This is a genomic window from Arthrobacter sp. NA-172 (genome assembly GCF_043952055.1).
GTDB lineage: Bacteria > Actinomycetota > Actinomycetes > Actinomycetales > Micrococcaceae > Arthrobacter.
The window spans coordinates 485,047-509,960 of sequence record NZ_JBINOT010000001.1 but is presented as its reverse complement, the minus strand read 5'-3'; the positions used below and the strand labels follow the sequence as shown (position 1 = coordinate 509,960).

Genomic DNA, 24,914 nt, shown 5'->3' with positions numbered 1-24,914 from the left:
TGGGTTTTTGCCTTAGCTTTCGAGCGCGCTTGCCTGGCCGGCAAGCGCGGCGACGATTTCCTGGAGCTGGGCCACTCCGGCTTCACGGTTCGTGAGGTGCAGCCGCAGGACCGGACGGCCGTGGTTCTCCAGAACCTGGGCATCGCCGGCGGCCTGGGCTGTGATCAGCTGGCCGAACGTGAACGGCCGTTCCGGGATGGCGATGTCGCTGTTGGCGGAAGCCGTGACCTGTAGGAACGAGCCGATGGCCGGTCCGCCCTTGTGGAACTGTCCGGTGGAGTGCAGGAACCGCGGGCCCCAGCCAAAAGTGACGGGGCGGCCGCTGAGTGCGGCGAGTTCGTCGCGGATGCCTTCTAGTGGCGCGAACGCGATGCGGTCGAAATAGGCCTGGACACTCAGGTAGCCGTCCGTGCCGAGTTCACCCAGAAGTGCCTTGACGGCGTCGGCTGCCGTTGCCGCGTCGCCGAGCCACGCACCTCCGCGGACTTCGATGGCGCCGTCGACGAAGTTCGCCGGCGTGGGCTCGGGACGTGCGTCCAGGAGGCCGCGCGCGGCAATCTTGGCTGCCTCGACGTCGGGCTGGTCGAACGGGTTGATGCCCAGCAGGCGCCCTGCGACAGCGGTGGCAAACTCCCAGACGAACATCTGGGTGGCCAGACCACCGGCGATGGCGGCTTCGTTTTCACCAAGCTCGACGTCGGAGTCCTCGCCGACGAGGCGAATGACGAGCACGTCTTTCGCGCCGCTACTGACCTCAGGTGCGGAAGGGCCGGCGACAACCGGGAGAACGCCGGTGCCGAGCTTGCCCGTGGATTCGGCAATGAGCTGCTCGGCCCAATCGGCGAAGCCGACAATGCCGGAGCCGTCTTCGACAATGACGATCTTGTTGCGCAGTGGCGTGGTTCCACCAAGTGCAGCACCAAGCGTCAGCCCGATGTTTTCAGGAGAGTCCTCGTTGAGGATCTCCGCCGCTTCCTCGGCTTCATCCAAGAATGCCTGGATGTCGACTCCCGCCAGGCCGCTGGGGACCAGTCCGAAAGCCGTGAGCGCTGAAAAACGGCCGCCGACATTCGGGTCGGCATTGAAGACGGCGCGGTAACCGGCTTCACGGGCAGCTTTGTCCAGCGGGGAACCGGGATCGGTCACGATGACGATCCGGCTCTTGGCATCGATACCGGCCTCGGTGAAGGCCTGCTCGAACACGCGGCGCTGTGAGTCGGTTTCCACGGTGGAGCCCGACTTCGACGAGACCACAATGGCAGTCTCGGCGAGACGGTCCGCGAGGGCAGCACCGACCTGTTCGGGGTCGGTGCTGTCCAGTACGGTCAGCTCGACGCCAGCGGTGCCGGCAATGACCTCGGGGGCGAGCGAAGAGCCGCCCATGCCACACAGGACAATGCGGGAGACACCTTCGGCCCTGAGGGCATCCCGGAGTTCCAGGATTCCGTCGACCAAGGGCTGGGAAACGGTTGCCGCCTCCACCCATCCAAGACGGACGGCGGATTCGGATTCGGCATCAGGACCCCAAAGCGTGTAGTCCTTCGCGAAAATCCTGGTGGCAATCCGGTCCTGGACAAGTGCCGGGACGTGCTGCTCAATGGCCTGCTGCGCAGCACCGTTGGCGTCGTAGCTGAGAGTGCTCATGTGGGTTAGGAAGCCTTCCGTGCAGAGGCGAGGGCACCTTCGACGTCGGCCAGAAGTTCCTTCCAGCTGGCGACGAACTTGTCCAGGCCCTCGGATTCGAGGATTGCGACGACGTCGTTGTAGGAGATGCCCAGGCCCTCCAGTGCGTTGAGGACGTTGTTTGCTTCCTCGTAGGTACCGGAAATGGTGTCACCCTTGACCACACCGTGGTCGAACGTGGCGTCGAGGGTCTTTTCCGGCATCGTGTTGACGACGCCTGCGGCAACCAGTTCGGTCACGTAGAGGGTGTCCGGGTATGCCGGGTCCTTGACGCCGGTGGAGGCCCAGAGCGGGCGCTGGGGGAGTGCTCCGGCTTCGGCCAGGATCTGCCCAGCGCTCGGTGGAGAACAGCTCTTCGTAGACCTGGTAGGCGAGGCGGGCGTTGGAAAGGCCGGCCTTGCCCTTGAGGGCCTTGGCTTCTTCGGTGCCCAGTGCGTCGAGGCGCTTGTCGATTTCGCTGTCCACGCGGGAAACGAAGAAGGAGGCCACGGAGTGGATCGTCGAGAGGTCGTGGCCGTTGTCCTTGGCCTGCTCAAGTCCGGACTGGAACGCGTTGATGACGGCGCGGTAGCGCTCCAGGGAGAAGATCAGTGTCACGTTGACGCTGATGCCCTCGGCCAGGGTTGCCGTGATGGCGCTTAGGCCTTCGAGCGTTGCCGGGATCTTGATGTGGACGTTGTCCTTGTTGACCTTCTTGTACAGGTGCTTGGCCTCGGCGATGGTGCCTTCGGTGTCCCACGCCAGGCGGGGGTCCACCTCGATGGAGACGCGGCCGTCCACTCCCTTGGTGGCGGCTGCGACCGGGGCGAAGAGGTCGCAGGCATCCGCGACGTCGGTGGTGGTGATCTCGAAGACGGTCTCTTCAACGGTTGCGCCCTTGGCGGCCTTTTCGGCGATCACGGCGTCGTAGTCACTGCCGGCAGTGATGGCGGCGTGGAAGATGGACGGGTTGGTGGTCACGCCGACGACGTTCTTTTCGTCGATGAGCTTCTGCAGGGTGCCGCTGGTCAGGCGCTGCCGGGAGAGGTCGTCAAGCCAGATGGACACGCCGGCGTCGGAAAGCTGCTGGGTGGGAGTCGTAGTCATTTCTTTAATCTCCTTGGAAATCTGTTCGTTGCTGTCGGATTCGTCTCAGACGCGTTTCAGCTATTGAGACCCGCGAGGGAGTCCTTGGCGGCGGCGGCGACTGCTTCTGCCGTGATGCCGAACTCCTTGAAGAGGCGCTTGTAGTCCGCGGAGGCGCCGAAGTGCTCGAGGCTGATGGAACGTCCTGCGTCGCCGACGAATTCCCTCCAACCCAGTGCCAGGCCGGCTTCGACCGAGACGCGGGCCTTGACGGCGGCCGGGAGCACGGATTCGCGGTACGCGGAGTCCTGCTTGTTGAACCACTCCACGCAGGGCATGGAGACAACGCGCGTGGCGATGCCTTCGGCCTGCAGTGCTTCGCGGGCGTTCACTGCGAGCTGGACCTCGGAACCGGTTCCGATCAGGATGACCTGGGCCGGGACCGTGGCGCCCTCCTTGGAAGCTTCTGCCAGGACGTAGCCGCCCTTTGCGACGCCGGCGGTGGAGCCGAAGGTGTCACCCTCGGCAATGCCTTCGCCACGTGCGTAGGTGGGGATGTTCTGGCGGGTCAGCACGATGCCTGCCGGGTTCTCGTGGTTCTCGAGCATGGTCTTCCAGGCTGCGGCAACCTCGTTGGCGTCACCGGGACGGACCACGTCCAGGCCCGGGATGGCGCGGAGGGCGGACAGCTGTTCCACCGGCTGGTGGGTGGGGCCGTCTTCGCCCAGGCCGATCGAGTCATGGGTCCATACGTATAGCGACGGAGCACCCATCAGGGCGCCGAGGCGGATCGCGGGACGCTGGTAGTCGCTGAAGATCAGGAATGTACCGGAGAAGGCCCGCGTCCGGCCGTGCAGGCTGATGCCGTTCACGATCGACGCGGCAGCGTGCTCGCGGATGCCGAAGTGCAGGACCCGGCCGTAGGGGTTCCCCTTCCATGCGGCGGTGGATCGCGACGTCGGAATGAACGAGGGCGAACCCTCGATGGTGGTGTTGTTCGACTCCGCGAGGTCAGCGGAGCCGCCCCACAGTTCCGGCAGGACCGGGCCGATGGCGTTCAGGACCTTGCCGGAGGCCGCGCGGGTGGAGACTTCCTTGCCTGCCTCGAACACCGGCAGGGCAGCGTCGAGTTCGACCGGGAGCTTCTTGGCTTCGATGCGCTCAAGGAGCGCTGCGTTCTCCGGGTTGGCTGCCTGCCATGCCTCGAAGGAAGCTTGCCAGTCGCTGCGGGCAGAGGCGCCGCGTTCGACGACGGCACGGGTATGCGCCAGCACGTCTTCGTCAACCTGGAAGGACCGCTCGGGGTCGAAGCCCAGGACTTCCTTGAGTGCTGCAACTTCCTCGCCGCCGAGGGCGGAACCGTGGATCTTGCCGGTGTTCTGCTTTTTGGGTGAGGGGTAGCCGATGATGGTCCGCAGCGAGATGATGGACGGCTTGGAGGTCTCAGCCTTGGCGGCCAACAGGGCGCCGTAAAGCTCCTGGACGTCTTCGACGTACTCGCCGGTCTTCGTCCAGTCCACGCGCTGGGTGTGCCAGCCGTAGGCCTCGTAGCGCTTGAGGACGTCCTCGGTGAAGGCGACGTTGGTGTCGTCCTCAATGGAGATGTGGTTCTCGTCGTAGATGACCACGAGGTTGCCCAGTTCCTGGTGGCCGGCCAGGGAGGAAGCCTCCGAGGTCACGCCTTCCTGGAGGTCGCCGTCGGATGCAATGACCCAGATGGTGTGGTCGAACGGGCTGGTGCCCTCGGCGGCGTCGGCGTCGAACAGGCCGCGTTGGCGGCGCTGGGAGTAGGCGAAGCCCACCGACGAGGCGAGGCCCTGGCCCAGCGGGCCGGTGGTGATCTCGACGCCGGCGGTGTGCTTGTATTCCGGGTGGCCGGGGGTGAGTGAGCCCCAGGGACGAAGGGCCTCGAGGTCCTTCAGTTCCAGGCCGTAGCCGGAGAGGAACAACTGGATGTACAGGGTCAGCGATGTGTGCCCGGGGGACAGGACAAACCGGTCGCGGCCGATCCAGTCCGGGTGCTTCGGATCGTGGCGCATCAGCTTCTGGAAGAGAAGGTAGGCGGCCGGTGCAAGGCTCATGGCCGTGCCGGGGTGACCGTTGCCGACCTTCTCGACGGCGTCAGCGGCCAAAACGCGGATGGTGTCCACGGCGCGCTGGTCCAGGCTAGTCCAAGTCAGTTCTTGCTCTTCCAAATGTGGCACGTAAACCGAGCCCCTCTCTGTGCTGACGGCGGGTGTTGGGACATGGCAAGCCTCGGGCACAGGATGGCGCCCGCTGCGAAGTCTCTACCAGCCGTTCACCATTGAAACGATCATCTATCATCCAGACATGCAAATCTGAGAATACGCTTTCTCGGAAACCTGCGTGAGCTGATCTGCAGACAGCTTAGCCCGGTTTCCGGCCTCAATTGGTGGGAATCTCAAAAAATGGACGCAAATTCCGGTTTATGAATCACCGCGACGTCAAAGTGCCGGTGAACTTTCGGAAACAAAGGAAAGTCCGCCGGTGCCGCGACGCCGGACGGGCCACGGTATGATATCTGGAGGCCGAAGCAGGGTGCCGCCGTTGCGAGAACACCCGCCTTGAGAACACCAGCAAAGAACAGAGTGACTGCCAACGTGAGCACAACAGATACGCCCCTCAACGCTTCACCGGCTGTGAGGAAGAGCGGAATGTCCCGTAAGTTCAAGGCGTATCTGGCACTGACCAAACCCCGCGTGATCGAACTCCTGTTGGTCAGCACCCTGCCCACCATGATCTTTGCCGAGCGCGGTTTTCCCTCCATTGGGCTGATTCTTGCCACACTTGTGGGCGGCGCTTTCGCGGCTGGCAGTGCCGGAGTCTTCAACTGTTACATCGACCGCGATATCGACAAGCTGATGCATCGCACCGAGAAGCGGCCGCTGGTAACGGGGGAGGTCACGCCCCGCGAGGCGCTCATCTTCGCCTGGATTCTTGGGGCTGCCTCGATCGCCATCCTGTGGTTCGGGGCGAATCCGCTTTCGGCCTGGCTTGGCCTGGGTGCGATAGTTTTCTACGTTGTCATCTACACGATGATCCTCAAGCGCCGCACCGCCCAGAACATCGTGTGGGGCGGCGCAGCCGGCTGCTTCCCGGTGCTGATCGCCTGGGCCGCCGTGACAAACACAGTGGAATGGCCCGCCGTCGTACTCTTCATGGTGATCTTCCTCTGGACCCCTCCGCACTACTGGCCGCTGTCCATGCGCTACGGCGAGGACTACCGCAACGCCAATGTCCCCATGCTGGGTGCAATCGCCGGCGCCAAGGTGGTTTCCGTCCAGGTGGTTCTCTACGCCTGGGCCATGGTTGCGTGCTCGCTGCTCTTGGTGCCGGTAGGCCACGCGGGCTGGGTATACACGGTGGCCGCGGTCCTCGCGGGTGCATGGTTCCTGTATGAATCCCACGCCCTCTACAACCGTGCGCAGGGTGGCGATGTCTCGAACAAGGGCGCCATGAAGGTGTTCCACGGGTCCATCAGCTACCTGACCCTGCTCTTCATTGCCCTCGCGGTGGACCCGTTCCTCGGTTCGCCGATCATCGGCGGCTAGCCCAGGACGCTCCTGCAGGTATGGCGGCGGACTGACCGACGCGCGCTCACGACGCGCAAAATACTTGCGGGTGCGCTAAATCCCTGTCGACACCGGAATTCCCGCGTCGAAATCCATTTGCCGTGTCGCTCAGCTCTTGCACGGGGTTATAGGCCGGGTGGGAGCAGCAGCCATCCCAGGAACGCGTCCAATTCAGCACTCCGGCTCACGTCGGGACGTTCACCCGAACAGCCCGCCCCGCACTCCAGGCACCGGTGCCGCTGCTAACCCCCAGCCGTTTTCCCGTTCCGAAACAGCCCACGATCACAAATCAAACACTCCACAGACATGCAAGCACCCCAGCCGACCCAAGCCTCAAAAGCTTAGCTACCCCGGAAACCCCGCGCCCCGACAGGGAAGCACGCCCCTCCCATACACACGTTTTGTCCTATAACCCAAAACCCTCCCTCACATCATTTGTGAGGGAGGGTTTTCTCTTGCGCCGCTATAGGTGATCGAGCGTTCGGAGGCGGGGGTTGCTAGCCCTTTGGGCTGGAGTGTGCCACATCCGCCGCGTTGGTTGCCGCACTCATGAGCAGGGCGGCGCCCAGCATGTGCGCGCCCACCAGGAGGGCGGGGATGCCGTTGTAATACTGCGTGAAGCCGATGATTGCCTGAAGGATGGTCACGCCGAGCAGAAGCAAAGCCGCTGAGCGGAACGGCCCTGTTATTCCCTTGCGAAGGACGAAGTACACGGCGAAAAGAGATCCCGCGGTGATGAGGTATGCGGGAACCGCGTGGATGTGCGAGAAAAGATCCCAATCGAGATCGTTGCGCGGAGCGTTGGCGTCCCCGGCGTGGGGTCCGGCGCCAGTCACTACGACGCCGAGGCACACCGCGGCCGCCGAGAAGAACGCGACGGCGGTCATGACGGGACTCATCACGCCTGGGATCGATGCCAGCGGACGTTCCATGAAGCGACCTGTCCGGCCGTAGGCGCGGTTGACCAGGAGGGTGGAGAAGACGATCAAGGCCATGGACACGAGGAAATGTAGTCCGACGACCCACGGGTTCAGATTGGACAGCACGGTGATGCCGCCGATGACGGCCTGTGCCGGAATACTGGCGAGGAGGCCCAAAGCCAGCAGGAAGAGGTCGCGGCGTTCCTTGCGGAGGTTCCACAGGTACACGAAGGTCAGGACGGCGACGGCGGCCAAAGCGAACGTCAGCATCCGGTTGCCGAATTCTATGAAGCCGTGGATCCCCATCTCGGGAGTGTTGACGAGGGAGCCGCTGGTGCAGCGCGGCCACGTCGGGCAGCCGAGTCCGGAGGATGTCAGCCGGACCGCGCCGCCAGTAACCACCAGGACCGTCTGCCCGATCAAGGACAGCATCGCCAGTCTGCGGACCGTGCTGTTGACTTCCGTCGGCAGTTTGGCCGCCAAGTGCTGGATGGACTTCGGAATGCGGGAGGCCGTGCTCACAGATATCTCAATTCTTGGTTCACAACTCAGGCTGACAGTTCAGTTCCACAACGGAGCGCTCAGTTCCACTTGAACCAGCGGACAGCGGCTGCCCCGGGGACCACAGTCCACAGCAGCAGCACAAGAACGTAGGGCACGGAAACGCTTCCATGAAGGAAAGCATCGCGGAGTGACTGCCCCAAGGCTCCCGAGGGCAGGAAGTGCACGATGTTCTGCGCCAAGGCCGGCAGGCGCTCGGCTGGAACGACGATTCCCCCCAAGGCACCCAGCAGGATCCAAAGCAGGTTCGTAATGGCAAGGGTAGCCTCCGGCCGCACTGTGCCGGCAACCAGGAGTCCGAGAGCTGTGAAGGCGGCGGCGCCGAGGACAAGGAGGCCCAGTCCCGGAAGCCAGCCCTCCGGGCGCGGGTGCCAACCAAGCAATGCGGCGACGGCGCCGATCACCAGCACCTGGAGGACCAGGACAGCAAGGACGGCCACGATTTTTCCGGCAATGAGGCCGGTCCGGCCGAGGGGGGTTGTCGAGAGGAAGCGGAGCACGCCGTAGCGGCGGTCGAAGCCGGTGGCGATTCCTTGGCCGGTGAATGCGGTGGACATGGCACACAGGGCCAGAATGCCGGGCGCCGCGATGTCCACGCGGCTGCTCCCCAGGCGCATCCAGGAGCGGTGTGACAGTAAGCCCCACCAATCCCAGGAAGTGGCATGATCACCGCGAGGATCAGCTGTTCGCCGTTCCGGATCATGGTCAAGGTTTCGTAGCGTCCTTGAATCAGGATCCTGCGCAGCAAAGGTGCCGGTCCGGCGTGCGGCGTGCTGAGCGCGGGGGATGCGCTGGTCATCGAATGTCCCTTCCGGAAATGTCCAGAAAAACGTCTTCCAAGCTACGTGCCTCCAAGCGAAGCGATGCCGGCATGATGCTCTTTTCTGCCCACCAGGCCGTGAGTTTCGCCAAATGCTCGGGAGTCAGTTCGCCTGCAACCGAGTAGCTTCCTGCCCGGCTTTCCGCGATGGTCAGTTCGTTGCCTAGCACTGCGGCAATGTCGAGACCGGCCGGGGCATCAAAGAACAGGGTGCGCTCAGTGATGCCGTCCATGGCTTCGTGGCCGTGGCTCAGCAACTCGGCAACGGTGCCCTCCGCGACATTGTGTCCGGCGTCGATGATGTAGACGTAGTCCGCGAGCCTCTGCGCGTCGTCCATCAGGTGCGTGGTGAGGATGATTCCCATGCCCGCATCCCGCAGTTCGGCGATCAGTTCGAAAACGATTTGGCGGGACTGGGGATCGAGGCCCGCGCTGGGTTCGTCCAGGAAGAGGACTTCGGGATTTCCGATCAAGGCCGCTGCAAGCGACAGCCGTTGTTTTTGACCACCTGACAATCGACGGACGCCGGTACGGCTGAAGGTATCGATGCCCAGCCGTTCAACCAGTCCGTCTACGGGAAGGGGGTTCTGGTACATGCCGGCAATGTGCCGAAGTAGCGGAATGGGACGGGCCGACGGCGGCAACCCACCGTCCTGCAGCATCACGCCAACGCGTGAACGAAGGTCGGCTCCGGCAGAGTCCGGGTCTTCACCGAGGAGTCCGATATGGCCACCCGTGCGTTTTTGGAGACCCTGCGCGCACTCGAGCGTCGTTGTCTTGCCTGCGCCGTTGGCACCCAGGAGTGCTGTGATCTGGCCGCGCTCGGCGAACATCGACAGGCCGCTGACCACCCTGAGCATTTTGCCGTCGAGGGATGCCAGCGGACCGACGTCCTTGATGAGTCCTTCGATGGTGAGGACGGGAGATTCGGGGGATCGCACCAACGTATTCTACGTGAAGTAGTAGGGGAGTGTCGGGCCTGGGGTTGCAGGCCAGCCTTGCCTTACTGGATGCTCGGACCAAATTACGACATGATTGTGTTGTGTATTCCATGAGGAGTTCTGCTTCTGTGCCCGCAATGCGACACAGCACAGTCATGACTGTGCCAGGCGAGACCGCCGCGGTAGTGGCTGATGCGGAAGACCGCACCAGGAACCGTGTTCTCAACGCAGTGTTGGAGCATGGGCCCGTGAGCGCGGCTGAACTCGGCGATATGCTGGGCTTCACCTCCGCAGCCGTCCGCCGCCATCTGGATCACCTTCAGCGCGCGGGAGTCATCGAGGTCAAACGCGTTGCAAAGGCAGGCGCCGGCGCAGGCCGTCCAGCGCGGCGCTATGTCCTTAGCTCGCAAGGCCAGTCGAAGCTCGGCGATGACTATCTCAACATTGCCAGCTCGGCTCTGCGTCGATTGCGGGACCTTGCCGGCGAAGAAGCTGTCAGGGACTACGCCGTGGAGCGCTTCGCCGAGATGGAGCAGCGTTATGCACCCGAAGTTGACCGGGCGGGATCCGATATCGCAGCCCGTGCCTTGGCATTGTCCGCGGCATTGAGCCGGGACGGTTACGTAGCATCGGCCGCCTCGATCGAGACCAAGGCACCGTTGCCCGCCTCCCTCTCCAGCGTCCAGCTGTGCCAGGGCCATTGCCCCATCCAGCAACTAGCCGCAGAATTTCCCGTTTTTTGCGACACTGAGACCGAAGTGTTTTCCCGTTTGGTCGGCGTCGATGTCCGCAGGCTCTCCACCCTCGCCCAGGGCGGACATGTCTGCACTACCCACATTCCAACCGGCAGGCCGGCCGCCAAGGAAGCCCTCGGGTTTCCGAAGCTGCCAGCCACGCCCCATGTCGAATCTAACAATCAGTAAGAAAGGCCGTGATGACGGGTCAATTAGCTGAAGGAACAGCAGAGAAAGCGCTGGCTGACGGTGCTGTGATCTCGGAGATTCTGGAAAAGAATCCCGAGCTCCACGGTATTGGCAACTACGAGTACGGATGGGCCGACAAGAACGACGTCGGCGCCAACGCGCGCCGAGGTCTCAGCGAAGAGGTCGTCCGTGACATTTCCGGCAAGAAGAGCGAGCCGGAATGGATGCTCGACCTGCGCCTGAAGGGATTGAAGTACTTCGACCGCAAGCCCATGCCCACCTGGGGTGCAGACCTCTCCGGCATCGACTTCGACAACATCAAGTACTTTGTGCGCTCCACGGAAAAGCAGGCTGCCACGTGGGAAGACCTCCCCGAGGACATCCGCAACACCTACGAGAAGCTGGGTATCCCGGAAGCCGAGCGCAGCCGCCTCGTGTCCGGCGTCGCCGCGCAGTACGAATCCGAGGTGGTGTACCACCAGATCCGTGAGGACCTGGAGCAGCAGGGTGTCATCTTCCTGGACACGGATACCGCGCTCCGCGAGCACCCTGAGATCTTCCAGGAGTACTTCGGAACCATCATTCCCGTGGGCGACAACAAGTTCGCTTCCCTGAACACGGCCGTGTGGTCCGGCGGTTCCTTCGTGTACGTCCCCAAGGGCGTTCACGTGGACATTCCGCTGCAGGCCTACTTCCGCATCAACACGGAAAACATGGGCCAGTTCGAGCGCACCCTGATCATCGCGGACGAAGACTCGTACGTCCACTACATCGAAGGCTGCACCGCGCCGATCTACACCTCGGATTCGCTGCACTCTGCCGTGGTGGAAATCATCGTGAAGAAGGGCGCCCGCGTCCGTTACACGACCATCCAGAACTGGTCCACCAACGTTTACAATCTGGTGACCAAGCGTGCCATCTGCGAAGAAGGCGCCACCATGGAATGGATCGATGGCAACATCGGCTCCAAGGTGACCATGAAGTACCCGGCTGTGTACCTGGTTGGCGAGCACGCCAAGGGTGAGACACTCTCCATCGCCTTCGCAGGCGAAGGCCAGCACCAGGACACCGGCTCCAAGATGGTCCACATCGCGCCGAACACCAAGAGCTCCATCATCTCCAAATCCGTGGCCCGCGGCGGTGGTCGTGCAGCTTACCGGGGCCTGGTCGCAGGTCCGCGAAGGCGCCAAGCACTCCGCCAACACCGTGCGTTGCGATGCCTTGCTGGTGGACACCATTTCCCGTTCCGACACCTATCCCTACATCGACATCCGCGAGGATGACGTGGTGATGGGTCACGAGGCCACCGTTTCCCGGGTCAGCGAGGAGCAACTCTTCTATCTGATGTCCCGCGGTATGCCCGAGGACGAGGCCATGGCCATGATTGTGCGCGGCTTCATTGAGCCGATCGCCCGCGAGTTGCCCATGGAATACGCCCTTGAACTCAATCGCCTGATTGAACTGCAGATGGAAGGATCCGTCGGTTAGCAATGACTGAAATCACTACTGAAAAGGCCCGCATCGGCGCGCCCTCGGCACAGCCATTTATCGACGGCTTCACCGAAGAAGGCGAGAATCTCTCGCCCGTCAACACCGGTACCAACACCTCCAGTACATCGGAGAAGTCGGCCGGTCCGCTTGCCGGAGCCTCTGCCAAGAGCCACTCCCACGGTGGCGGTGTCGGCATTCCGGACAGTTCGCGTGCAGGTCGGCTGACCTCGTACAAACTGGCTGACTTCAAGCCCCTGACCGGGCTGGAAGAGGACTGGCGCTTCACCCCGCTCAAGCGCCTCCGCGGACTTCACACCGAGGTGCTCTCCGGTTCGGCACCGTCCGTGGCCGTCACCGCCCCGGACGGCGTCGTCGTCGAAACCGTCGGACGGGACGACAAGCGCATCGGCCTGGCAGGTATCCCGGAGGACCGCGTGTCCGCGAATGCCTGGGAGAACTTCACCGAGGCCACCGTCATCACGGTGCCCGCCGAGCTCGAGGCCGCTGGCGAAGTGTCCGTGTTGCTGACCGGTACCTCCGCTGAAGCTTCGGCCCAGCACATCGTGATCGTGGCAGAGCGTTTCTCCAAGTCCGTTGTTGTGCTGGACCACCAGGGCACAGCGATCGTGTCGGAAAATGTTGAGATCGTTGTCGAAGACGGCGCTGACCTGACGGTCATCTCACTCCAGGAATGGAACGACGACGCCGTCCACGCATCCTCGCAGCAGGCGAAGATCGGCCGCGACGCCAAGTTCAAGCACGTCGTGGTCAGCCTCGGTGGTGACCTTGTCCGCGTGACGCCGTCAACCCGTTTTACGGGCCCAGGCGCCGACGTTGAGATGTTTGGCCTGTACTTCGCCGACGCCGGCCAGCACCTTGAGCAGCGTCTTTACGTTGACCACGCCGTGGCCAACTGCAAGTCGCGCGTGCTCTACAAGGGCGCCCTGCAGGGCCGTAATGCGCACACCGTGTGGGTTGGGGACGTCCTCATCCGCAAGCAAGCAGAGGGCACGGACAGCTATGAAGCCAACCGTAACCTGTTGCTGACCGACGGCGGGCGCGCAGACTCTGTCCCCAACCTCGAGATCGAAACCGGTCTGATCGCAGGTGCCGGCCACGCCAGCGCCACCGGCCGACTCGATGACGAGCACTTGTTCTACCTCATGGCACGCGGTATCCCGGAAGACGTGGCCCGCCGGCTGGTGGTCCGTGGCTTCCTCCACGAGATCATCCAGCAGATCAAGGTTCCGGCTCTCGAGGAGCGCCTGACCGACGCTGTTGAGCGTGAGCTCGCTGTGAGCGACAACTGATACCGGCCGGCAGGGGAACAGAGAATGAGTGAACAGCCACAAGGTGAACTGGTGTGCAACGCCAATGAGATCGAGGTCAAGCAAGCGCTGCGCATCCTGATCGATGACTACCCCGTAGCCATCGTGAAGGACTCGATGGGAGAGATCCATGCCATCGGGGACACCTGCTCGCATGCGGACATTTCACTCTCCGAGGGTGAGATTGAAGGCTGCGCGATCGAATGCTGGGGCCACGGTTCCCAGTTCGATCTCCGCAGCGGACAGCCCCTGCAGCTCCCTGCTTATGACCCCGTCCCCGTCTTCGCCGTCACCCTTGACGGCGACGACGTCTATGTGGACGTGACCAACGTTGTGAACGGCGCCTCGGTACAGAACTACTGAGCGCCAAGTGCCTAAAGACTTACGAAAGAAAGAAGAGCATGTCTACTCTTGAGATCAAGGACCTGCACGTCAGCATCGAGACGGAGCAGGGCACAAAAGAGATCCTGAAGGGCGTCAGCCTGACCATCAGGACCGGCGAGACCCACGCAATCATGGGCCCCAACGGTTCCGGCAAGTCGACTCTGGCCTCCACCATTGCGGGCCACCCGCGCTACAACGTCACGAGCGGAACCATCACGCTCGACGGCGAAGACGTGCTGGCCATGAGCGTTGACCAGCGTGCCCGTGCAGGCGTTTTCCTGGCCATGCAGTACCCCGTAGAGGTTCCGGGCGTCACCATGACCAACTTCCTGCGCACCGCGAAGACCGCCATCGACGGCGTTGCACCGGCCCTTCGTACCTGGACCAAGGACGTCAAGGCCGCCATGGAGCAGCTGCGCATCGACGCTGACTTCGCACAGCGCAACGTCAACGAAGGCTTCTCCGGTGGCGAGAAGAAGCGTGTCGAGATCCTCCAGTTGGAGCTCTTCAAGCCGAAGTTCGCCGTGCTGGACGAGACCGACTCCGGCCTGGACGTCGACGCGCTCAAGGTGGTCTCCGAGGGTGTCAACCGCGCTCACGCGACGGGAAACATGGGCACCTTGCTCATTACCCACTACACCCGCATCCTGCGCTACATCAAGCCGGATTTCGTCCACGTCTTCGTTGACGGCCAGGTTGTAGAAGAAGGCGGCCCGGAACTTGCCGACCGACTTGAAGAAGAAGGCTACGACCGTTACGCCACCGGCGCCGGTGCAGCCACCATTGCTGCTGCCGCAGCAGCACAGGCCTAGTTAGGACTCCCGCCATGACCGAAATCAACGCGGCTCGCACCAGCCTCGAGGACGTCGAGGAGGCGCTTAAGGATGTCATTGACCCGGAACTCGGTGTCAACGTGGTGGACCTTGGGCTGCTGTACGGTCTGAAGTACTCCGAAGAAGATGGCGCGCTGCTCATCGACATGACGCTGACCACGGCGGCTTGTCCGCTGACGGATGTCCTTGAAGAGCAGGTAGGCCAATCACTCGACGGCATCGTCGACGACTGGCGCCTCAACTGGGTATGGATGCCGCCTTGGGGTCCTGAGCGGATCACCGACGACGGCAAGGACCAGATGCGGGCCCTCGGCTTCAACATCTAAGTCCCTCCGGCAGCAACGACGGCGGCAGGTCACCTTCCCAGCGAAGGTGACCTGCCGCCGTCGTGCTGTCGTCGAAGGATGAACGTCCGGCGTCATAGTCCGCGCCCCAAGCGCGGCAGGACGGTAAAATCCAAGGGTGCCCTTTCTGGATAACCTTCACCGCTGGGCCGACGAACGTCCCGACGACACCGCCGTCGTCGTGGGCGGCACGCGGCTCAACTGGGCGGACCTTCGGGACGCAGCAACACTGCGGCTGGAACGAACTGCCGCGACCACTCTTCTTGCCGAGCCGAATTCCCTCGATTTTGTCATCGCCTATGCCGCCGCGGTTGCCGGCGAGCGGCGCTGTGCGGTGCTGGATCCGTTGTGGCCGCAGGCAATGATCGATGAGGTCGCGGAGCAGATCGGCTTGTCCGGATCGACGGCGGCCCCGGCCTTTGCGGGAGGCCGGGAACTCGCCGATGGCCCCCCTGACACCACGTTCCTGATCGGCCTGACGTCGGGAACCACGTCTGTCCCGAAAGCCTTCACGCGATCACGGCGCTCCTGGCAGGTTTCCTTCGACGCGTCCATCGAATTCTTCGGGCTGACTGCGGAGGATAGGACGCTGGCCCCTGGACCCTGGCGGCGAGCTTGAACCTGTACGCGCTGTCCGAATGCCTGTACGCGGGGGCCGCCTTCCACACACTGGAGTCCTTCGACGTCGGCGATGCCCACGCAGCCATCAGCCACGACGGTGTCACGCGCTTGGTCCTGGCACCCACCATGTTGCGCCTGCTGAGCGAGCGCGGCTTGGCCGGAGGAGTGGACGCGTCGGGAGTGCGCAGCATCATCTGCGCCGGATCGAAACTGGACGCCCGTACGCTGGAGGCCGCCAGGCGTTGGGCGCCTAACGCCGCCATCTTCGAGTATTACGGTGCCTCCGAGCTCAGTTTCGTCTCCGGAACGCGCCTTCTTGCAGGGGAACCGCTCGACGCCGGCGGCACCGGCATCGGCGGACCGTTTCCCGGCGTCGAGCTCAAGATCATGGACGACGACGGCGCGGAGCTGCCTGAGGGGGCCCACGGGAATATCTGTGTTCGCAGCGGCATGATCAGCAACGGATACTTGTGGGGTGACGACGGCCAGGCGCTGCGCTGTTTTGCCGGCTGGTACACCGTGGGGGACCAGGGCTACCCTGGACTCGGATGTCCTGCATATCCTGGGCCGTCGATCGGACATGATCATCACTTCGGGGAAGAACGTCTATCCACACGAGGTGGAGCTTGCCCTGGCCTCAGTCCCCGGAGTTTCGGCGGCGGTCGCGGCTGGCATGATGGACGAGCTCCGTGGCCAGAAGGTGGTCGCGGGAATTCTCCCGTCCTGCGGTTCCGTGACGGCGACCCAGGGTAAAGACCGGCCTCGAAGGTGTACTCGCCCGGGACAAGCGGCCACTGCAGTATTTCGCGCTGTCCGAGCTGCCCGTGACGGACCGCGGAAAGGTCAGCCGCCAGATCTTGTTGGACTGGATCAAGAACAACGACCCCCGGGCGAAGCTCCTTGCGTAGCGGTCAGCCGGGCGGTGAGGAAGCTACGGTCCCGGACCCTTCGCGCCAACCCGTGATCATTGCGGCCCTCCGGACCCCGATTTGCCGGGCTAACGGACAGTTGAAGTCCCTCCGGGCCGAAGACCTCCTTGCTCCGGTCCTGCGTTCGTTGCTCGCTGTCTCGGGTGTTGCCGATGCGGATGTCAGCGACGTCGTGATTGGCAACGCCGTGGGCGGGGGCGGCAATCTGGCCCGGCATGCTGCCCTTCAAGCGGGCCTCCCGGTGGATGTTCCCGGACTCACCGTGGACCGGCAATGCGGTTCCGGGCTGGATGCCATTGCCCTGGCCTCGCGGCTGGTAGCAGCGGGCGGCAACGGGGTCTATTTGGCCGGGGGAGTGGAGAGCATCAGCACGGCACCGCTGCGTGCCAGGCGGAACGCAGACCCCGACGGCGAACCCCGCTTTTACACCCGTGCCACCTTCGTGCCACCCGAGTTCGGCGATCCGGACATGGGTGTAGCTGCCGAAAATGTGGCGCGCGAATTCGGCATCAGCCGGGAGCGGCAGGACGAATTTGCCGTGCGCAGCCACCAGCGCGCAGTCGCAGCCAAGCTGGCCGGAACGTTTTCCCCGGAAATTGTCCCTTTGGAGTCACAGGGCACGGCGGTGCGGGAGGATGACGGACCGCGCGCGTCGCTCAAGGCCGGACTCATGGCACGCTTCCCGCCCGCCTTCGTGCAGGGCGGTACTGTGACCGCCGGAAACTCGTGCTTCGACGCGGACGCGGCTTCCGCCGTCGTGATCACTTCGCTTGAGCGGGCACGGCAACTTGGCGCTGCCGACGGCCTCCTCGTGCTGGGTTGCGACACCGCCGGGGTGGATCCGGAGCTGCTGGGAATCGGGGCATCCGTGGCGGCCAAACGACTGCTGGCAGGGCTAGGCCTCGAGCCGCGGGATGTGGATCTCGTGGAATTCAATGAGGCATTTGCCTCGCAGGCGCTTGCCTGCCTCGAAGCGCTGGGTGTGGATCCGGAGCGGGCGAACCTCGATGGCGGGGCGCTGGCTTTGGGACACGGTTATGGTGCCTCCGGGGCTGTTCTGGTCACACGGCTTCTGTCTCAAGCACGCAGGCTTGCCGAAGCGGCGCCGGGCAGGGAAAGCCTGGCGTTGGCGATGATCAGCATCGCGGGCGGGATGGGCACGGCGGTGATGTTCCGCTACGCCCCATTGCGGAAAGCTTAGTTTTCGGGCTCGCCCAAGCCTCGCGCAGCCAAAGCATCGCCGGTTTGCCGCGCGTAGGCCACAGTGGTGATGAACACCGGAAGGACCAAAGCCCGCGGATTGCGTTCGAGCCCACGAGCGCGCGCGGAATCGCGGACGTCGGAGAATGCCCCGGCGATGAACGGGAGGCTCCGCAGCATGATGGCGATGGTCAGCGCGAAACGTTCCGGGTCCGCCCCGAAACGCTTGAACGGCTTCGATAGCGACACCACTCCGTCCAGCAATGCCTGCACGGGAGTAGTGGCCGTCAGGACCGACGCGGCCACGACGCAGACCAGAACGTTGAGCACGATCCGGGCTGCGACGGGACCGCCGAGTTGCCACCATTGGAAGGCGCCGATGGCCAGAAGGATGGGAGTCACTAGCCACACCGCGTGCGCGAGCCGTTTGAGCCCCGCGCCGCTGAGCAGGAAAAGTCCGCACATCACGGCTAAGACCACGGCCGAAACGAGCCAGTCGACAATCAGGAACGATGCCAGGCCGCAGCCCGCAACCAGGAGGAACTTCAGCCACAGGGGTGCGCGGTGCACCAAAGAGTCGCCGCGCACATAGTTCGCGATCAGGACCCCGCGGCTCCTCACGTCGCCTGCACCGTTCCCCGCGGCGCGATCACCTCAACCGGCGCGGTCACCTCGACCACCGCTGCCTCGGCACACAGCGCGCGGTAATGTTCGACGGCGGCGGCTGCTCCGCCGTCGAACACTATGCGTCCGCCGTCCACAACCAGCGCGCGATCCGCTTCGAGCGCGAGGTCCAGATCGTGGGTGGACATGATGATCTGCTGCTCGAGGCCCACAAGCGTGCGCCGGAGCAGCTCCCTGTTGCGCAAATCCAGAAGCGTTGAAGGCTCATCGAGAACCAGTACCGCCGGATCTACTGCGAGGACGGCAGCCAGGGCAAGCAGTTGCCGTTCCCCGCCGGACAGCTCGTAAATGCTCTGGTCGGCGAGCTTCAGGAGGCCGAACCGCTCCAGGACAGTTTCGGCTCGGGCCGCACGTTCTTTCGAATTCTTGATGGAACGCCGAAGGGAAAGTTCAACGTCTTCCCGGCCGGTGGGCATGACCAGCTGCGAGAGAGGATCGGTGAAGACGAAACCCACCTGGCCGCGCACCCGGCGAACGTCCCTCAGGCTGTCCGCGCCATTGACGGTGACAACACCCTCGCTTGGCGCCACCAGTCCGTTGAGCAAGCGCAGCAGGGTGGATTTCCCCGAGCCGTTCGCTCCAATGACGGCGATCCGCTGCTCGGTGAGTTCCAAGGAGACGTCCCGCAGCAAAGTTTTGGCGGTGCTGCTGCCGTCGATGGCCACGCGCACCGTGACTTCGCTGAGAATAATGGAGTTCATTGTGCCTATTTCACGCGGCGGACCAGGATGTCCGGGAATGCCTTGTGGAGGGACACTGCGATCACCGCGGCCAGGACATTCTTGATGATATCTCCGGGGTAGTAGGGCAGGTCCGCCAGGAACGCCTTGGCGAAGTCGAACTTGGCATTGACCATGAAGCCAAGCACTCCGAGGCCGTGGATGAGGACGATGGTGCTGACCATGGCGGCTGCAAAAAGGAAGACGGCGCGGTACTTCACGGTCTTGCGGATCACGCGCGCCGTCAACCAGCCGGCGGCGGCGGCAGCCAACGGGAAGGCGATGATGTAGCCGGCCGATGGGGCTGCCAGAATACCGAGTCCGCTACGGCCGCCACTGAAGATCGGCAGCCCGGCGAAACCGAGCAGTGTGTAGAGTCCGACGGCGGCAAAGGCCCGGCCGCCGCCGAGGACGAGGCCGGTCAGCATGACCGCAAGCGTCTGCAGGGTGATCGGGACACCGAGGGCGCCCACCGGAATGCCCGGAATCATGGTTGAGGCGGCCACCAGGGCCGCGAAGACGGCGATGAGGCCGATGTCTGTGGAGGTCCAGCGGGCACGGCGGGATGTGCGTCCCGCAGCTACGGTTTTAATGCTGCTCATGGTGGATCCTGTCTGATGCCGGGGGGTGGGGAAATCCCCTGAAACCGAGACTACAGAGCGGCCAGACGCAAAATTTTGTAGGGTATCCACGAGCGGTGGAGCCAAGCCTTGGACCCAAGACACAAACGGGGTCTGTTTGCGGTGAGAGCCTCCCGGCTAGTCCACCGCGTCGTCGTACGTGGGGGTGAACCCCGCGCGGTCCACCTTCCGGTGGTAGTGCATGCCGGCCAGTCCGCCCAATACCGCAGCAAGGAGGGTTATGACTGCGACGACCACGGCGGCGACGATTCCAGTTGTGCTCAGCTGCCCCTCATTTACTGGAATCCTCGGGAAGCTATTCAGGTTCGCAAGGATATTGAACCGCGATCCGGCGACCCACCCTAACAATGCCACGAGAACCGCGACGATAATTGCCCAAAGCCAGACCATGATTCCCTGCCTGGCTCCATTGAAACGGGCCATTCTTCCGGCCACGTACCCGCCTGAGTAGTAGGAGAGGAACAAGATCACCAGGAGCGCTATGACTCCCGCAATACCCACTGTCTGGGAAGACGCTTGGTTCACCGCGTCATTGACGTTGGTGTTGGTGGCGAGTCCAACAGCCATGCCGGCCGCTGCGAGGATGGCGACGAGTAGGACCGCCATCCCGGTGGCGGTCAGCCAACCGAAGAATGCGGAGCCGAGCTTGATTCCGCCGAATTGTTCCTTTTCCCTTGCAATGACGGTTTCGCGAGTGGCAGCACCGGGGTCGGAAACCGCCGGAACGGCATAGCTGCGCGGGCCGTCAACGGTGCCGGGGTCATTTCGGCGAACATCGCCAGCCCGTCCTTCGCGTGGTTCTGCCGCGTCCGGGATTCCATCATGGATGTGTTCCGCCCGAACGTGCCTGCCATCGGATCCTGTTGCACTGCTCATCGAGAGCCTCCCTTGCAATCGTCCAACCGGCCCAAGCCAGGAAGCGCAATGCCAAGGCTCCTCGCCCGGTCTCTCTTCCACCTAACCACGTGCCGAACGGAGTAGCAAGGGTGCTTACTATTTCCCGGCCGGCCGATGTCACGTTCCACGGATGCTGCCCGCGAGGCTATATTTGCGGCATTTCGCCCGCCCTCACGTGGGCGGAACCCGTGTTCGGTCCGCGAGCCGGGCGGAAATGCGCTGGTGAGCTTGGGACGTGGCGGGCGGTAGAATCGAAAAGGCCGTTTGTTCGGCCCCCTCTCCGTCTCAGCCGTGCCGTGAACCCCGGCGCTGCGGGTGTTCCCCATTGAAAGGCATCCCCCGAATTGATTACCGTCCAGGAACTCGAACTGCGCGCCGGCGCCCGCCTGCTCATGGACCAGGTCAGTTTCCGCGTGGACAAGGGGGACAAGATCGGACTGGTCGGCCGGAACGGCGCCGGCAAGACGACGCTCACCCGTGTTCTGGCTGGCGAGGGGCTGCCCGCAGCAGGCAAGGTTGCCCGGAGCGGTGAGATTGGCTACTTGCCGCAGGATCCCCGGACCCCGGACATGGAACAGCTGGCACGCGACCGCATCCTTTCCGCCCGCGGGCTTGACGTGGTGGTGGGCAAGTTGAAGCAGGCTCAAACGGACATGTCCAGCGAAGACGCCACGGTCCAGCGCAAGGCGATGAACCGCTATGACCGGCTGGAATCCGAGTTCCTGGCGGGAGGCGGCTACGCCGCCGAGGCTGAGGCCGCAGCTATTTCCTCCAACCTGGCCCTGCCGGAGCGCCTACTGAACCAGCCGCTCAAAACACTTTCCGGTGGCCAGCGCCGCCGCGTGGAATTGGCCCGGATCCTCTATTCCGACGCCGAGACACTGCTCCTTGACGAACCCACCAACCACCTCGATGCGGACTCGATCACCTGGCTTCGTGACTTCCTCAAAGGCCACCAGGGCGGCTTGATCGTGATCAGCCACGATGTGGAACTCCTTGAAGCGACGGTCAACAAGGTCTACCACCTGGACGCCAACAGGGCGCAGATCGACTTCTACAACATGGGTTGGAAGCGCTACCTGCAACAGCGTGAAACTGACGAGCGGGCCCGCAAGCGCGAACGCGCCAATGCCGAGAAGAAGGCACAGGTCCTCATGGACCAGGCAAACAAGATGCGTGCCAAGGCCACCAAGGCCGTGGCGGCGCAGAACATGGCGAAGCGTGCCGAGCGGCTGCTGGGCGGCCTGGAAGCAGTCCGCGAGCATGACCGCGTGGCAGCCTTGCGTTTCCCGGATCCTGCTCCGTGCGGCAAGACTCCGCTCACGGCGGAGGGCTTGAGCAAGTCCTACGGCTCCCTCGAAATCTTCACCGACGTGGATCTGGCAATCGACCGCGGCTCCAAGGTGGTCATCCTGGGCCTCAACGGTGCGGGCAAGACCACCCTCCTGCGGATGCTTGCCGGAGTGGACAAGCCTGACACCGGCGAAATCGTCCCGGGCCACGGGCTCAAAGTGGGCTACTACGCCCAGGAGCACGAAACCTTGGACCATGAACGCACCGTCTTGCAGAACATGCGTTCATCCGCCCCCGACATGAAGGACGCTGAGGTCCGCGGGATCCTCGGATCGTTCCTTTTCTCGGGGGACGACGTCGACAAGCCCGCCGGTGTGCTTTCCGGTGGTGAGAAGACGCGCCTGGCTCTCGCCACGATTGTGGCTTCGAGCGCCAACGTCCTGCTTCTGGACGAACCGACCAACAACCTGGACCCCGCCAGCCGCGCGGAGATCCTCGGCGCGCTACGGAACTACTCGGGCGCCGTCGTACTCGTCAGCCACGACGAGGGCGCCGTCGAGGCCCTGAATCCTGAGCGCGTGGTCCTGCTCCCGGACGGTGTCGAAGACCACTGGAACGAAGACTACCTGGACCTCATCACCCTCGCTTAGGGATCAGATTCAGGGCATCTCCCACGGCACAGAGGCAAGCGGCCGTCCCAGTTCAATGTAGCTTTTCAAATTGGACAGGACCGCCGACCAGCCGCGGCTTGCGATTGCCAGTTGTTCTTCGTCGGCGATGTTCCTGTGGTGAACGGTGAGCCTTGCGATCCCGTCATGCGACTCGATCGTGAAGGTGACCACGTCGGGCTTGCCAAGCTCTGGAACCGCGGGATTCTCCCAGGTATTCACAAGCCGGACGGGCGGAGTTGCTTCCAGGATGGTTCCCACGACGTCGGCAGTTCCGGAGCCATCCGTACGCTGGTGTTCCCAGCGTGAACCCGCCTTCCAGTCCGAGACGTTGGCGTGACCCCAATACTCGGCGCTCTGGGCGGCGTCCGTCAACGCCGTCCAAATCCGGTCCGGGGTTCCTTCGATGTACGTGACGTAGGTGTATTCGGCCATGGACACCAGCCTAGTGAATGACCGCCGTGGATCAACGGGTGAGCGCTCCAGCGGACCTGTGAATCACCGGTTCAGTAGCCTTGAGCATCCAGGATGGCGTCTTCCTCTTCCTCAGCCGTTGGCCGCTTTGACTTCCGTGGTGCGGGTGCCTTGCGACGCGGCATTGCGCTGATTTCTTCGTCCTCGTCCTCAGCGTCGATCTGGGCATTACGGGCCTGTTGCCGGGCGGCATAACCGAATCCGATGAACATCAACACGCCGAAAGCAAACCACTGCAGGGAGTAAGACAGGTGGGTGCCTTCGTCTGTGGCCGGCATGGGGAACGGTGCGGGCATCTGCTGGACCGCCGGTGATTCCGTGGCGAGCTGCCCGTACGCCCCGGTCATGATAGGGTAGCTGAGCTCCGTCGCATAGGAGGGAAGATCGATGGATGCCAGCTGGCCGTCAACGACGCCGCGGTCCAGATTGGGTTCTGAGGCCTTCAAACGCGCGACGACGGTGACCTGACCGGCCGGCGGGGCCGGGATGCTGTCGGGGTGGCCTGGAGTCTTGTTTCCGATGGGGAGCCAACCACGGTCAACCACCACCGCTTCGCCGCTGGACAAGCGGAACGGAACCACTACCTCGTAGCCGGGCTGGCCATTGAGCGGGCGGTTGCGGACCACCCGTTCGCCGGAAACGTCATAGCTTCCATGCAGTTCCACTTGTGTCCATTCCCGCTCCGGGTTCAGGGACTGGAACTCGGTCTTGACGGCAGAGAAAGGAACTGGAGTGGCTGAATAGTTGGTGACAACACGGTTGATTTCCGCCAACGTCTCGGCCCGCCGGTCCATTTGCCAGCGGCCAAGGAGCACGCAGCCTGTGGCGAAAATCACGGCCAGAACGAAGTAGCCCAGCCACTTGCTGGAAAAAAGGAAGCGGTACATTCAGCGGGCCTCGCCTGGTTGAGGGGTGGCGTCGGTGTCGCCGGAAACCGGTGTGGAGCTGGAAGGTTCGGGCTGTTCCCCAGAGGATGACATTTCCTTATCGAAAGGTATCGTCTCCTTCCAGAGACCGCGGGTCTGCAAGTAATCCTCCAGCCATTCGCGATGCACCTGGCACGAAAGCCAAACCTTGCGGCGCTCGGGAGTATGGATACGCGGGTTGTTCCACAAGAGCTGCCAGGCGGCTTCGGCCCGGCAGGCTTTGCGTGAACACACGGCCGGGGCCGGCTCGCGATGACCATCCTGCTGTTCATTTTCCAAGCCCAGGCCGCCCATTGTGAAGATGTTCATGAAGCCGCCTGTTCTTCGCCGCTGTGCTGTCCTTCTCCACTGGCCTGTTCTTCTCGGCCGCGGGGTGAGTCTCCGCCGTGTGGCGTTTTGAGCGTCCCGCCGGCGCTGTTTCCAGTTTCCGGGCGGGAATCTTCCTGGTGCGCGGCGTCGTCGTCGATGAGTTCGCCCTCGAAGACTGTGACGGGATCCGCTGGTGTTTCGGGTTCTGCTTCCGGCGACCGTTCCAGCTCGACCGCTGGCACGTAGTCCAGTAGGGCATCGCTGTGGACTTCGGCTTTGTCACTGCCGTTTGCAATCACCACGGCAACCCACGGGAGGAACACCGCCCCGGCAATGGCAATGATCTTGAACCAGCCATCAACCACGAAGATCAGGATGATGCACACCAAGCGAATGCCCATGGCGACGGCGTATTTGATCATTCGTTCGCGCATGTCGTCTGAGTGGGCGGCGGCGGCATCGGTAATGCTATGCACCTCGGGTTCGCCCGAAACGGCGTCCGGGTCCCCGGGTGCCTGCTGCAGGGGACTGCTATCTCTTGTCACGGCTGATTCATCACGCTCCAACGGCTTCTCTCAATTCTCTCACCATGCAACGGGCCGCCCAAACCGCGCCGAGTGCAGGTGCCCACAGCTGCGGGCTCCCGGCGGCTAAGATCAATTCCAGG

At 63.4% G+C, this 24,914-nt stretch carries 20 protein-coding genes and 4 pseudogenes; 10 read left to right on the top strand and 14 right to left on the bottom strand.

Annotated elements, in window-relative coordinates; genetic code table 11:
* Positions 1–12 precede the first annotated feature (12 nt).
* The 3 genes and pseudogenes from ACF0H6_RS02580 to tkt all read right to left on the bottom strand — a co-directional run bounded on the left by ACF0H6_RS02580 (position 13) and on the right by tkt (position 4,952).
* Positions 13–1,644: a glucose-6-phosphate isomerase gene (locus ACF0H6_RS02580; RefSeq protein ID WP_395248346.1), complete on the bottom strand. Its 1,632-nt coding sequence runs from the start codon at positions 1,642–1,644 to the stop codon at positions 13–15.
* 5 nt (positions 1,645–1,649) lie between these two features.
* Positions 1,650–2,769, bottom strand: a pseudogene (tal, locus tag ACF0H6_RS02575) (transaldolase).
* Between the two features lie 56 nt (positions 2,770–2,825).
* Positions 2,826–4,952, bottom strand: a complete 2,127-nt coding sequence (gene tkt, locus ACF0H6_RS02570; RefSeq protein WP_395248345.1) for a transketolase — start codon at positions 4,950–4,952, stop codon at positions 2,826–2,828.
* Positions 4,953–5,357: 405 nt separating this feature from the next.
* On the opposite strand from tkt, the gene ACF0H6_RS02565 reads away from it, so the two are divergent.
* Entirely contained in the window at positions 5,358–6,320 is a 963-nt protein-coding gene (locus ACF0H6_RS02565; RefSeq protein WP_395248344.1) for a heme o synthase, read from the top strand.
* A gap of 518 nt (positions 6,321–6,838) precedes the next feature.
* Here ACF0H6_RS02565 and ACF0H6_RS02560 read toward each other — a convergent pair.
* From ACF0H6_RS02560 to ACF0H6_RS02550, 3 genes and pseudogenes are all read right to left on the bottom strand, one after another.
* On the bottom strand, positions 6,839–7,783 hold the full coding sequence (locus tag ACF0H6_RS02560) for a heme A synthase (protein ID WP_395248343.1): 945 nt from the start codon (positions 7,781–7,783) through the stop codon (positions 6,839–6,841).
* 59 nt (positions 7,784–7,842) lie between these two features.
* Positions 7,843–8,621, bottom strand: a pseudogene (locus tag ACF0H6_RS02555) (ABC transporter permease).
* On the bottom strand, positions 8,618–9,583 hold the full coding sequence (locus tag ACF0H6_RS02550; protein WP_395248342.1) for an ABC transporter ATP-binding protein: 966 nt from the start codon (positions 9,581–9,583) through the stop codon (positions 8,618–8,620). Before ACF0H6_RS02550 ends, ACF0H6_RS02555 begins: the two are co-directional and overlap by 4 nt.
* Before the next feature lie 155 nt (positions 9,584–9,738).
* On the opposite strand from ACF0H6_RS02550, the gene ACF0H6_RS02545 reads away from it, so the two are divergent.
* The 8 genes and pseudogenes from ACF0H6_RS02545 to ACF0H6_RS02510 all read left to right on the top strand — a co-directional run bounded on the left by ACF0H6_RS02545 (position 9,739) and on the right by ACF0H6_RS02510 (position 17,637).
* Positions 9,739–10,506 carry a helix-turn-helix transcriptional regulator gene (locus tag ACF0H6_RS02545; RefSeq protein ID WP_395248341.1) on the top strand — a complete coding sequence of 256 codons (768 nt, stop codon included), beginning with the start codon at positions 9,739–9,741 and terminating at the stop codon, positions 10,504–10,506.
* A gap of 11 nt (positions 10,507–10,517) precedes the next feature.
* Positions 10,518–11,994, top strand: a pseudogene (sufB, locus tag ACF0H6_RS02540) (Fe-S cluster assembly protein SufB).
* Between the two features lie 2 nt (positions 11,995–11,996).
* Positions 11,997–13,307, top strand: a complete 1,311-nt coding sequence (sufD, locus tag ACF0H6_RS02535) for a Fe-S cluster assembly protein SufD (protein ID WP_395248340.1) — start codon at positions 11,997–11,999, stop codon at positions 13,305–13,307.
* A 24-nt stretch (positions 13,308–13,331) separates the two neighbouring features.
* Complete coding sequence (locus ACF0H6_RS02530) at positions 13,332–13,688, top strand: non-heme iron oxygenase ferredoxin subunit (protein WP_395248339.1); 357 nt, start codon at positions 13,332–13,334, stop codon at positions 13,686–13,688.
* Positions 13,689–13,726: 38 nt separating this feature from the next.
* The gene (sufC, locus tag ACF0H6_RS02525) at positions 13,727–14,521 is read left to right on the top strand and encodes a Fe-S cluster assembly ATPase SufC (protein ID WP_395248338.1); all 795 of its coding nucleotides are present in this window, start codon (positions 13,727–13,729) and stop codon (positions 14,519–14,521) included.
* A gap of 14 nt (positions 14,522–14,535) precedes the next feature.
* Positions 14,536–14,868 (top strand): metal-sulfur cluster assembly factor, encoded by a 333-nt coding sequence (locus ACF0H6_RS02520; RefSeq protein WP_059389266.1) that lies wholly within the window; start codon positions 14,536–14,538, stop codon positions 14,866–14,868.
* Between the two features lie 136 nt (positions 14,869–15,004).
* A pseudogene (locus ACF0H6_RS02515) lies at positions 15,005–16,415 on the top strand (class I adenylate-forming enzyme family protein).
* The gene (locus ACF0H6_RS02510) at positions 16,408–17,637 is read left to right on the top strand and encodes a thiolase family protein (protein ID WP_395248337.1); all 1,230 of its coding nucleotides are present in this window, start codon (positions 16,408–16,410) and stop codon (positions 17,635–17,637) included. Before ACF0H6_RS02515 ends, ACF0H6_RS02510 begins: the two are co-directional and overlap by 8 nt.
* Here ACF0H6_RS02510 and ACF0H6_RS02505 read toward each other — a convergent pair.
* The 4 genes from ACF0H6_RS02505 to ACF0H6_RS02490 form a co-directional block, all read right to left on the bottom strand.
* On the bottom strand, positions 17,634–18,257 hold the full coding sequence (locus tag ACF0H6_RS02505; protein ID WP_395248336.1) for an energy-coupling factor transporter transmembrane component T family protein: 624 nt from the start codon (positions 18,255–18,257) through the stop codon (positions 17,634–17,636). The genes ACF0H6_RS02510 and ACF0H6_RS02505 overlap by 4 nt on opposite strands.
* Positions 18,254–19,021 carry an energy-coupling factor ABC transporter ATP-binding protein gene (locus ACF0H6_RS02500; protein ID WP_395248335.1) on the bottom strand — a complete coding sequence of 256 codons (768 nt, stop codon included), beginning with the start codon at positions 19,019–19,021 and terminating at the stop codon, positions 18,254–18,256. Before ACF0H6_RS02500 ends, ACF0H6_RS02505 begins: the two co-directional genes overlap by 4 nt.
* Positions 19,022–19,026: 5 nt before the next feature.
* Positions 19,027–19,641, bottom strand: coding sequence for a biotin transporter BioY (locus ACF0H6_RS02495; protein ID WP_395248334.1), 615 nt, complete (start codon positions 19,639–19,641; stop codon positions 19,027–19,029).
* 156 nt (positions 19,642–19,797) lie between these two features.
* Positions 19,798–20,556, bottom strand: a complete 759-nt coding sequence (locus tag ACF0H6_RS02490) for a hypothetical protein (RefSeq protein ID WP_395248333.1) — start codon at positions 20,554–20,556, stop codon at positions 19,798–19,800.
* 365 nt (positions 20,557–20,921) lie between these two features.
* Between ACF0H6_RS02490 and ACF0H6_RS02485 the strand changes: the two genes are divergently transcribed.
* The gene (locus ACF0H6_RS02485; RefSeq protein ID WP_395248332.1) at positions 20,922–22,520 is read left to right on the top strand and encodes an ABC-F family ATP-binding cassette domain-containing protein; all 1,599 of its coding nucleotides are present in this window, start codon (positions 20,922–20,924) and stop codon (positions 22,518–22,520) included.
* 9 nt (positions 22,521–22,529) lie between these two features.
* On the opposite strand, the gene ACF0H6_RS02480 is transcribed toward ACF0H6_RS02485, so the two are convergent.
* The 4 genes from ACF0H6_RS02480 to ACF0H6_RS02465 all read right to left on the bottom strand — a co-directional run bounded on the left by ACF0H6_RS02480 (position 22,530) and on the right by ACF0H6_RS02465 (position 24,813).
* Complete coding sequence (locus ACF0H6_RS02480; protein ID WP_395248331.1) at positions 22,530–22,973, bottom strand: SRPBCC domain-containing protein; 444 nt, start codon at positions 22,971–22,973, stop codon at positions 22,530–22,532.
* 71 nt (positions 22,974–23,044) lie between these two features.
* A complete protein-coding gene (locus ACF0H6_RS02475) occupies positions 23,045–23,899 on the bottom strand; it encodes an SURF1 family protein (protein WP_395248330.1) in 855 nt (284 codons plus the stop codon).
* Positions 23,900–24,247, bottom strand: a complete 348-nt coding sequence (locus ACF0H6_RS02470; protein ID WP_395248329.1) for a hypothetical protein — start codon at positions 24,245–24,247, stop codon at positions 23,900–23,902. It lies immediately after the preceding gene.
* The gene (locus ACF0H6_RS02465; protein WP_395248328.1) at positions 24,244–24,813 is read right to left on the bottom strand and encodes a DUF3099 domain-containing protein; all 570 of its coding nucleotides are present in this window, start codon (positions 24,811–24,813) and stop codon (positions 24,244–24,246) included. The genes ACF0H6_RS02470 and ACF0H6_RS02465 overlap by 4 nt, the downstream gene beginning before the upstream one ends.
* Positions 24,814–24,914 lie beyond the last annotated feature (101 nt).

Excerpts from the sequence above, each read along its gene's own strand:
- ACF0H6_RS02490 (WP_395248333.1), bottom strand. The coding sequence starts at position 20,556 with ATGAGCAGTGCAACAGGATCCGATGGCAGGCACGTTCGGGCGGAACAC.
- ACF0H6_RS02520 (WP_059389266.1), top strand. The coding sequence starts at position 14,536 with ATGACCGAAATCAACGCGGCTCGCACCAGCCTCGAGGACGTCGAGGAG.
- ACF0H6_RS02475 (WP_395248330.1), bottom strand. The coding sequence starts at position 23,899 with ATGTACCGCTTCCTTTTTTCCAGCAAGTGGCTGGGCTACTTCGTTCTG.
- sufC (WP_395248338.1), top strand. The coding sequence starts at position 13,727 with ATGTCTACTCTTGAGATCAAGGACCTGCACGTCAGCATCGAGACGGAG.
- ACF0H6_RS02545 (WP_395248341.1), top strand. The coding sequence starts at position 9,739 with ATGACTGTGCCAGGCGAGACCGCCGCGGTAGTGGCTGATGCGGAAGAC.
- ACF0H6_RS02500 (WP_395248335.1), bottom strand. The coding sequence starts at position 19,021 with ATGAACTCCATTATTCTCAGCGAAGTCACGGTGCGCGTGGCCATCGAC.
- ACF0H6_RS02480 (WP_395248331.1), bottom strand. The coding sequence starts at position 22,973 with ATGGCCGAATACACCTACGTCACGTACATCGAAGGAACCCCGGACCGG.
- ACF0H6_RS02530 (WP_395248339.1), top strand. The coding sequence starts at position 13,332 with ATGAGTGAACAGCCACAAGGTGAACTGGTGTGCAACGCCAATGAGATC.
- ACF0H6_RS02495 (WP_395248334.1), bottom strand. The coding sequence starts at position 19,641 with ATGAGCAGCATTAAAACCGTAGCTGCGGGACGCACATCCCGCCGTGCC.
- ACF0H6_RS02470 (WP_395248329.1), bottom strand. The coding sequence starts at position 24,247 with ATGAACATCTTCACAATGGGCGGCCTGGGCTTGGAAAATGAACAGCAG.
- sufD (WP_395248340.1), top strand. The coding sequence starts at position 11,997 with ATGACTGAAATCACTACTGAAAAGGCCCGCATCGGCGCGCCCTCGGCA.
- ACF0H6_RS02580 (WP_395248346.1), bottom strand. The coding sequence starts at position 1,644 with ATGAGCACTCTCAGCTACGACGCCAACGGTGCTGCGCAGCAGGCCATT.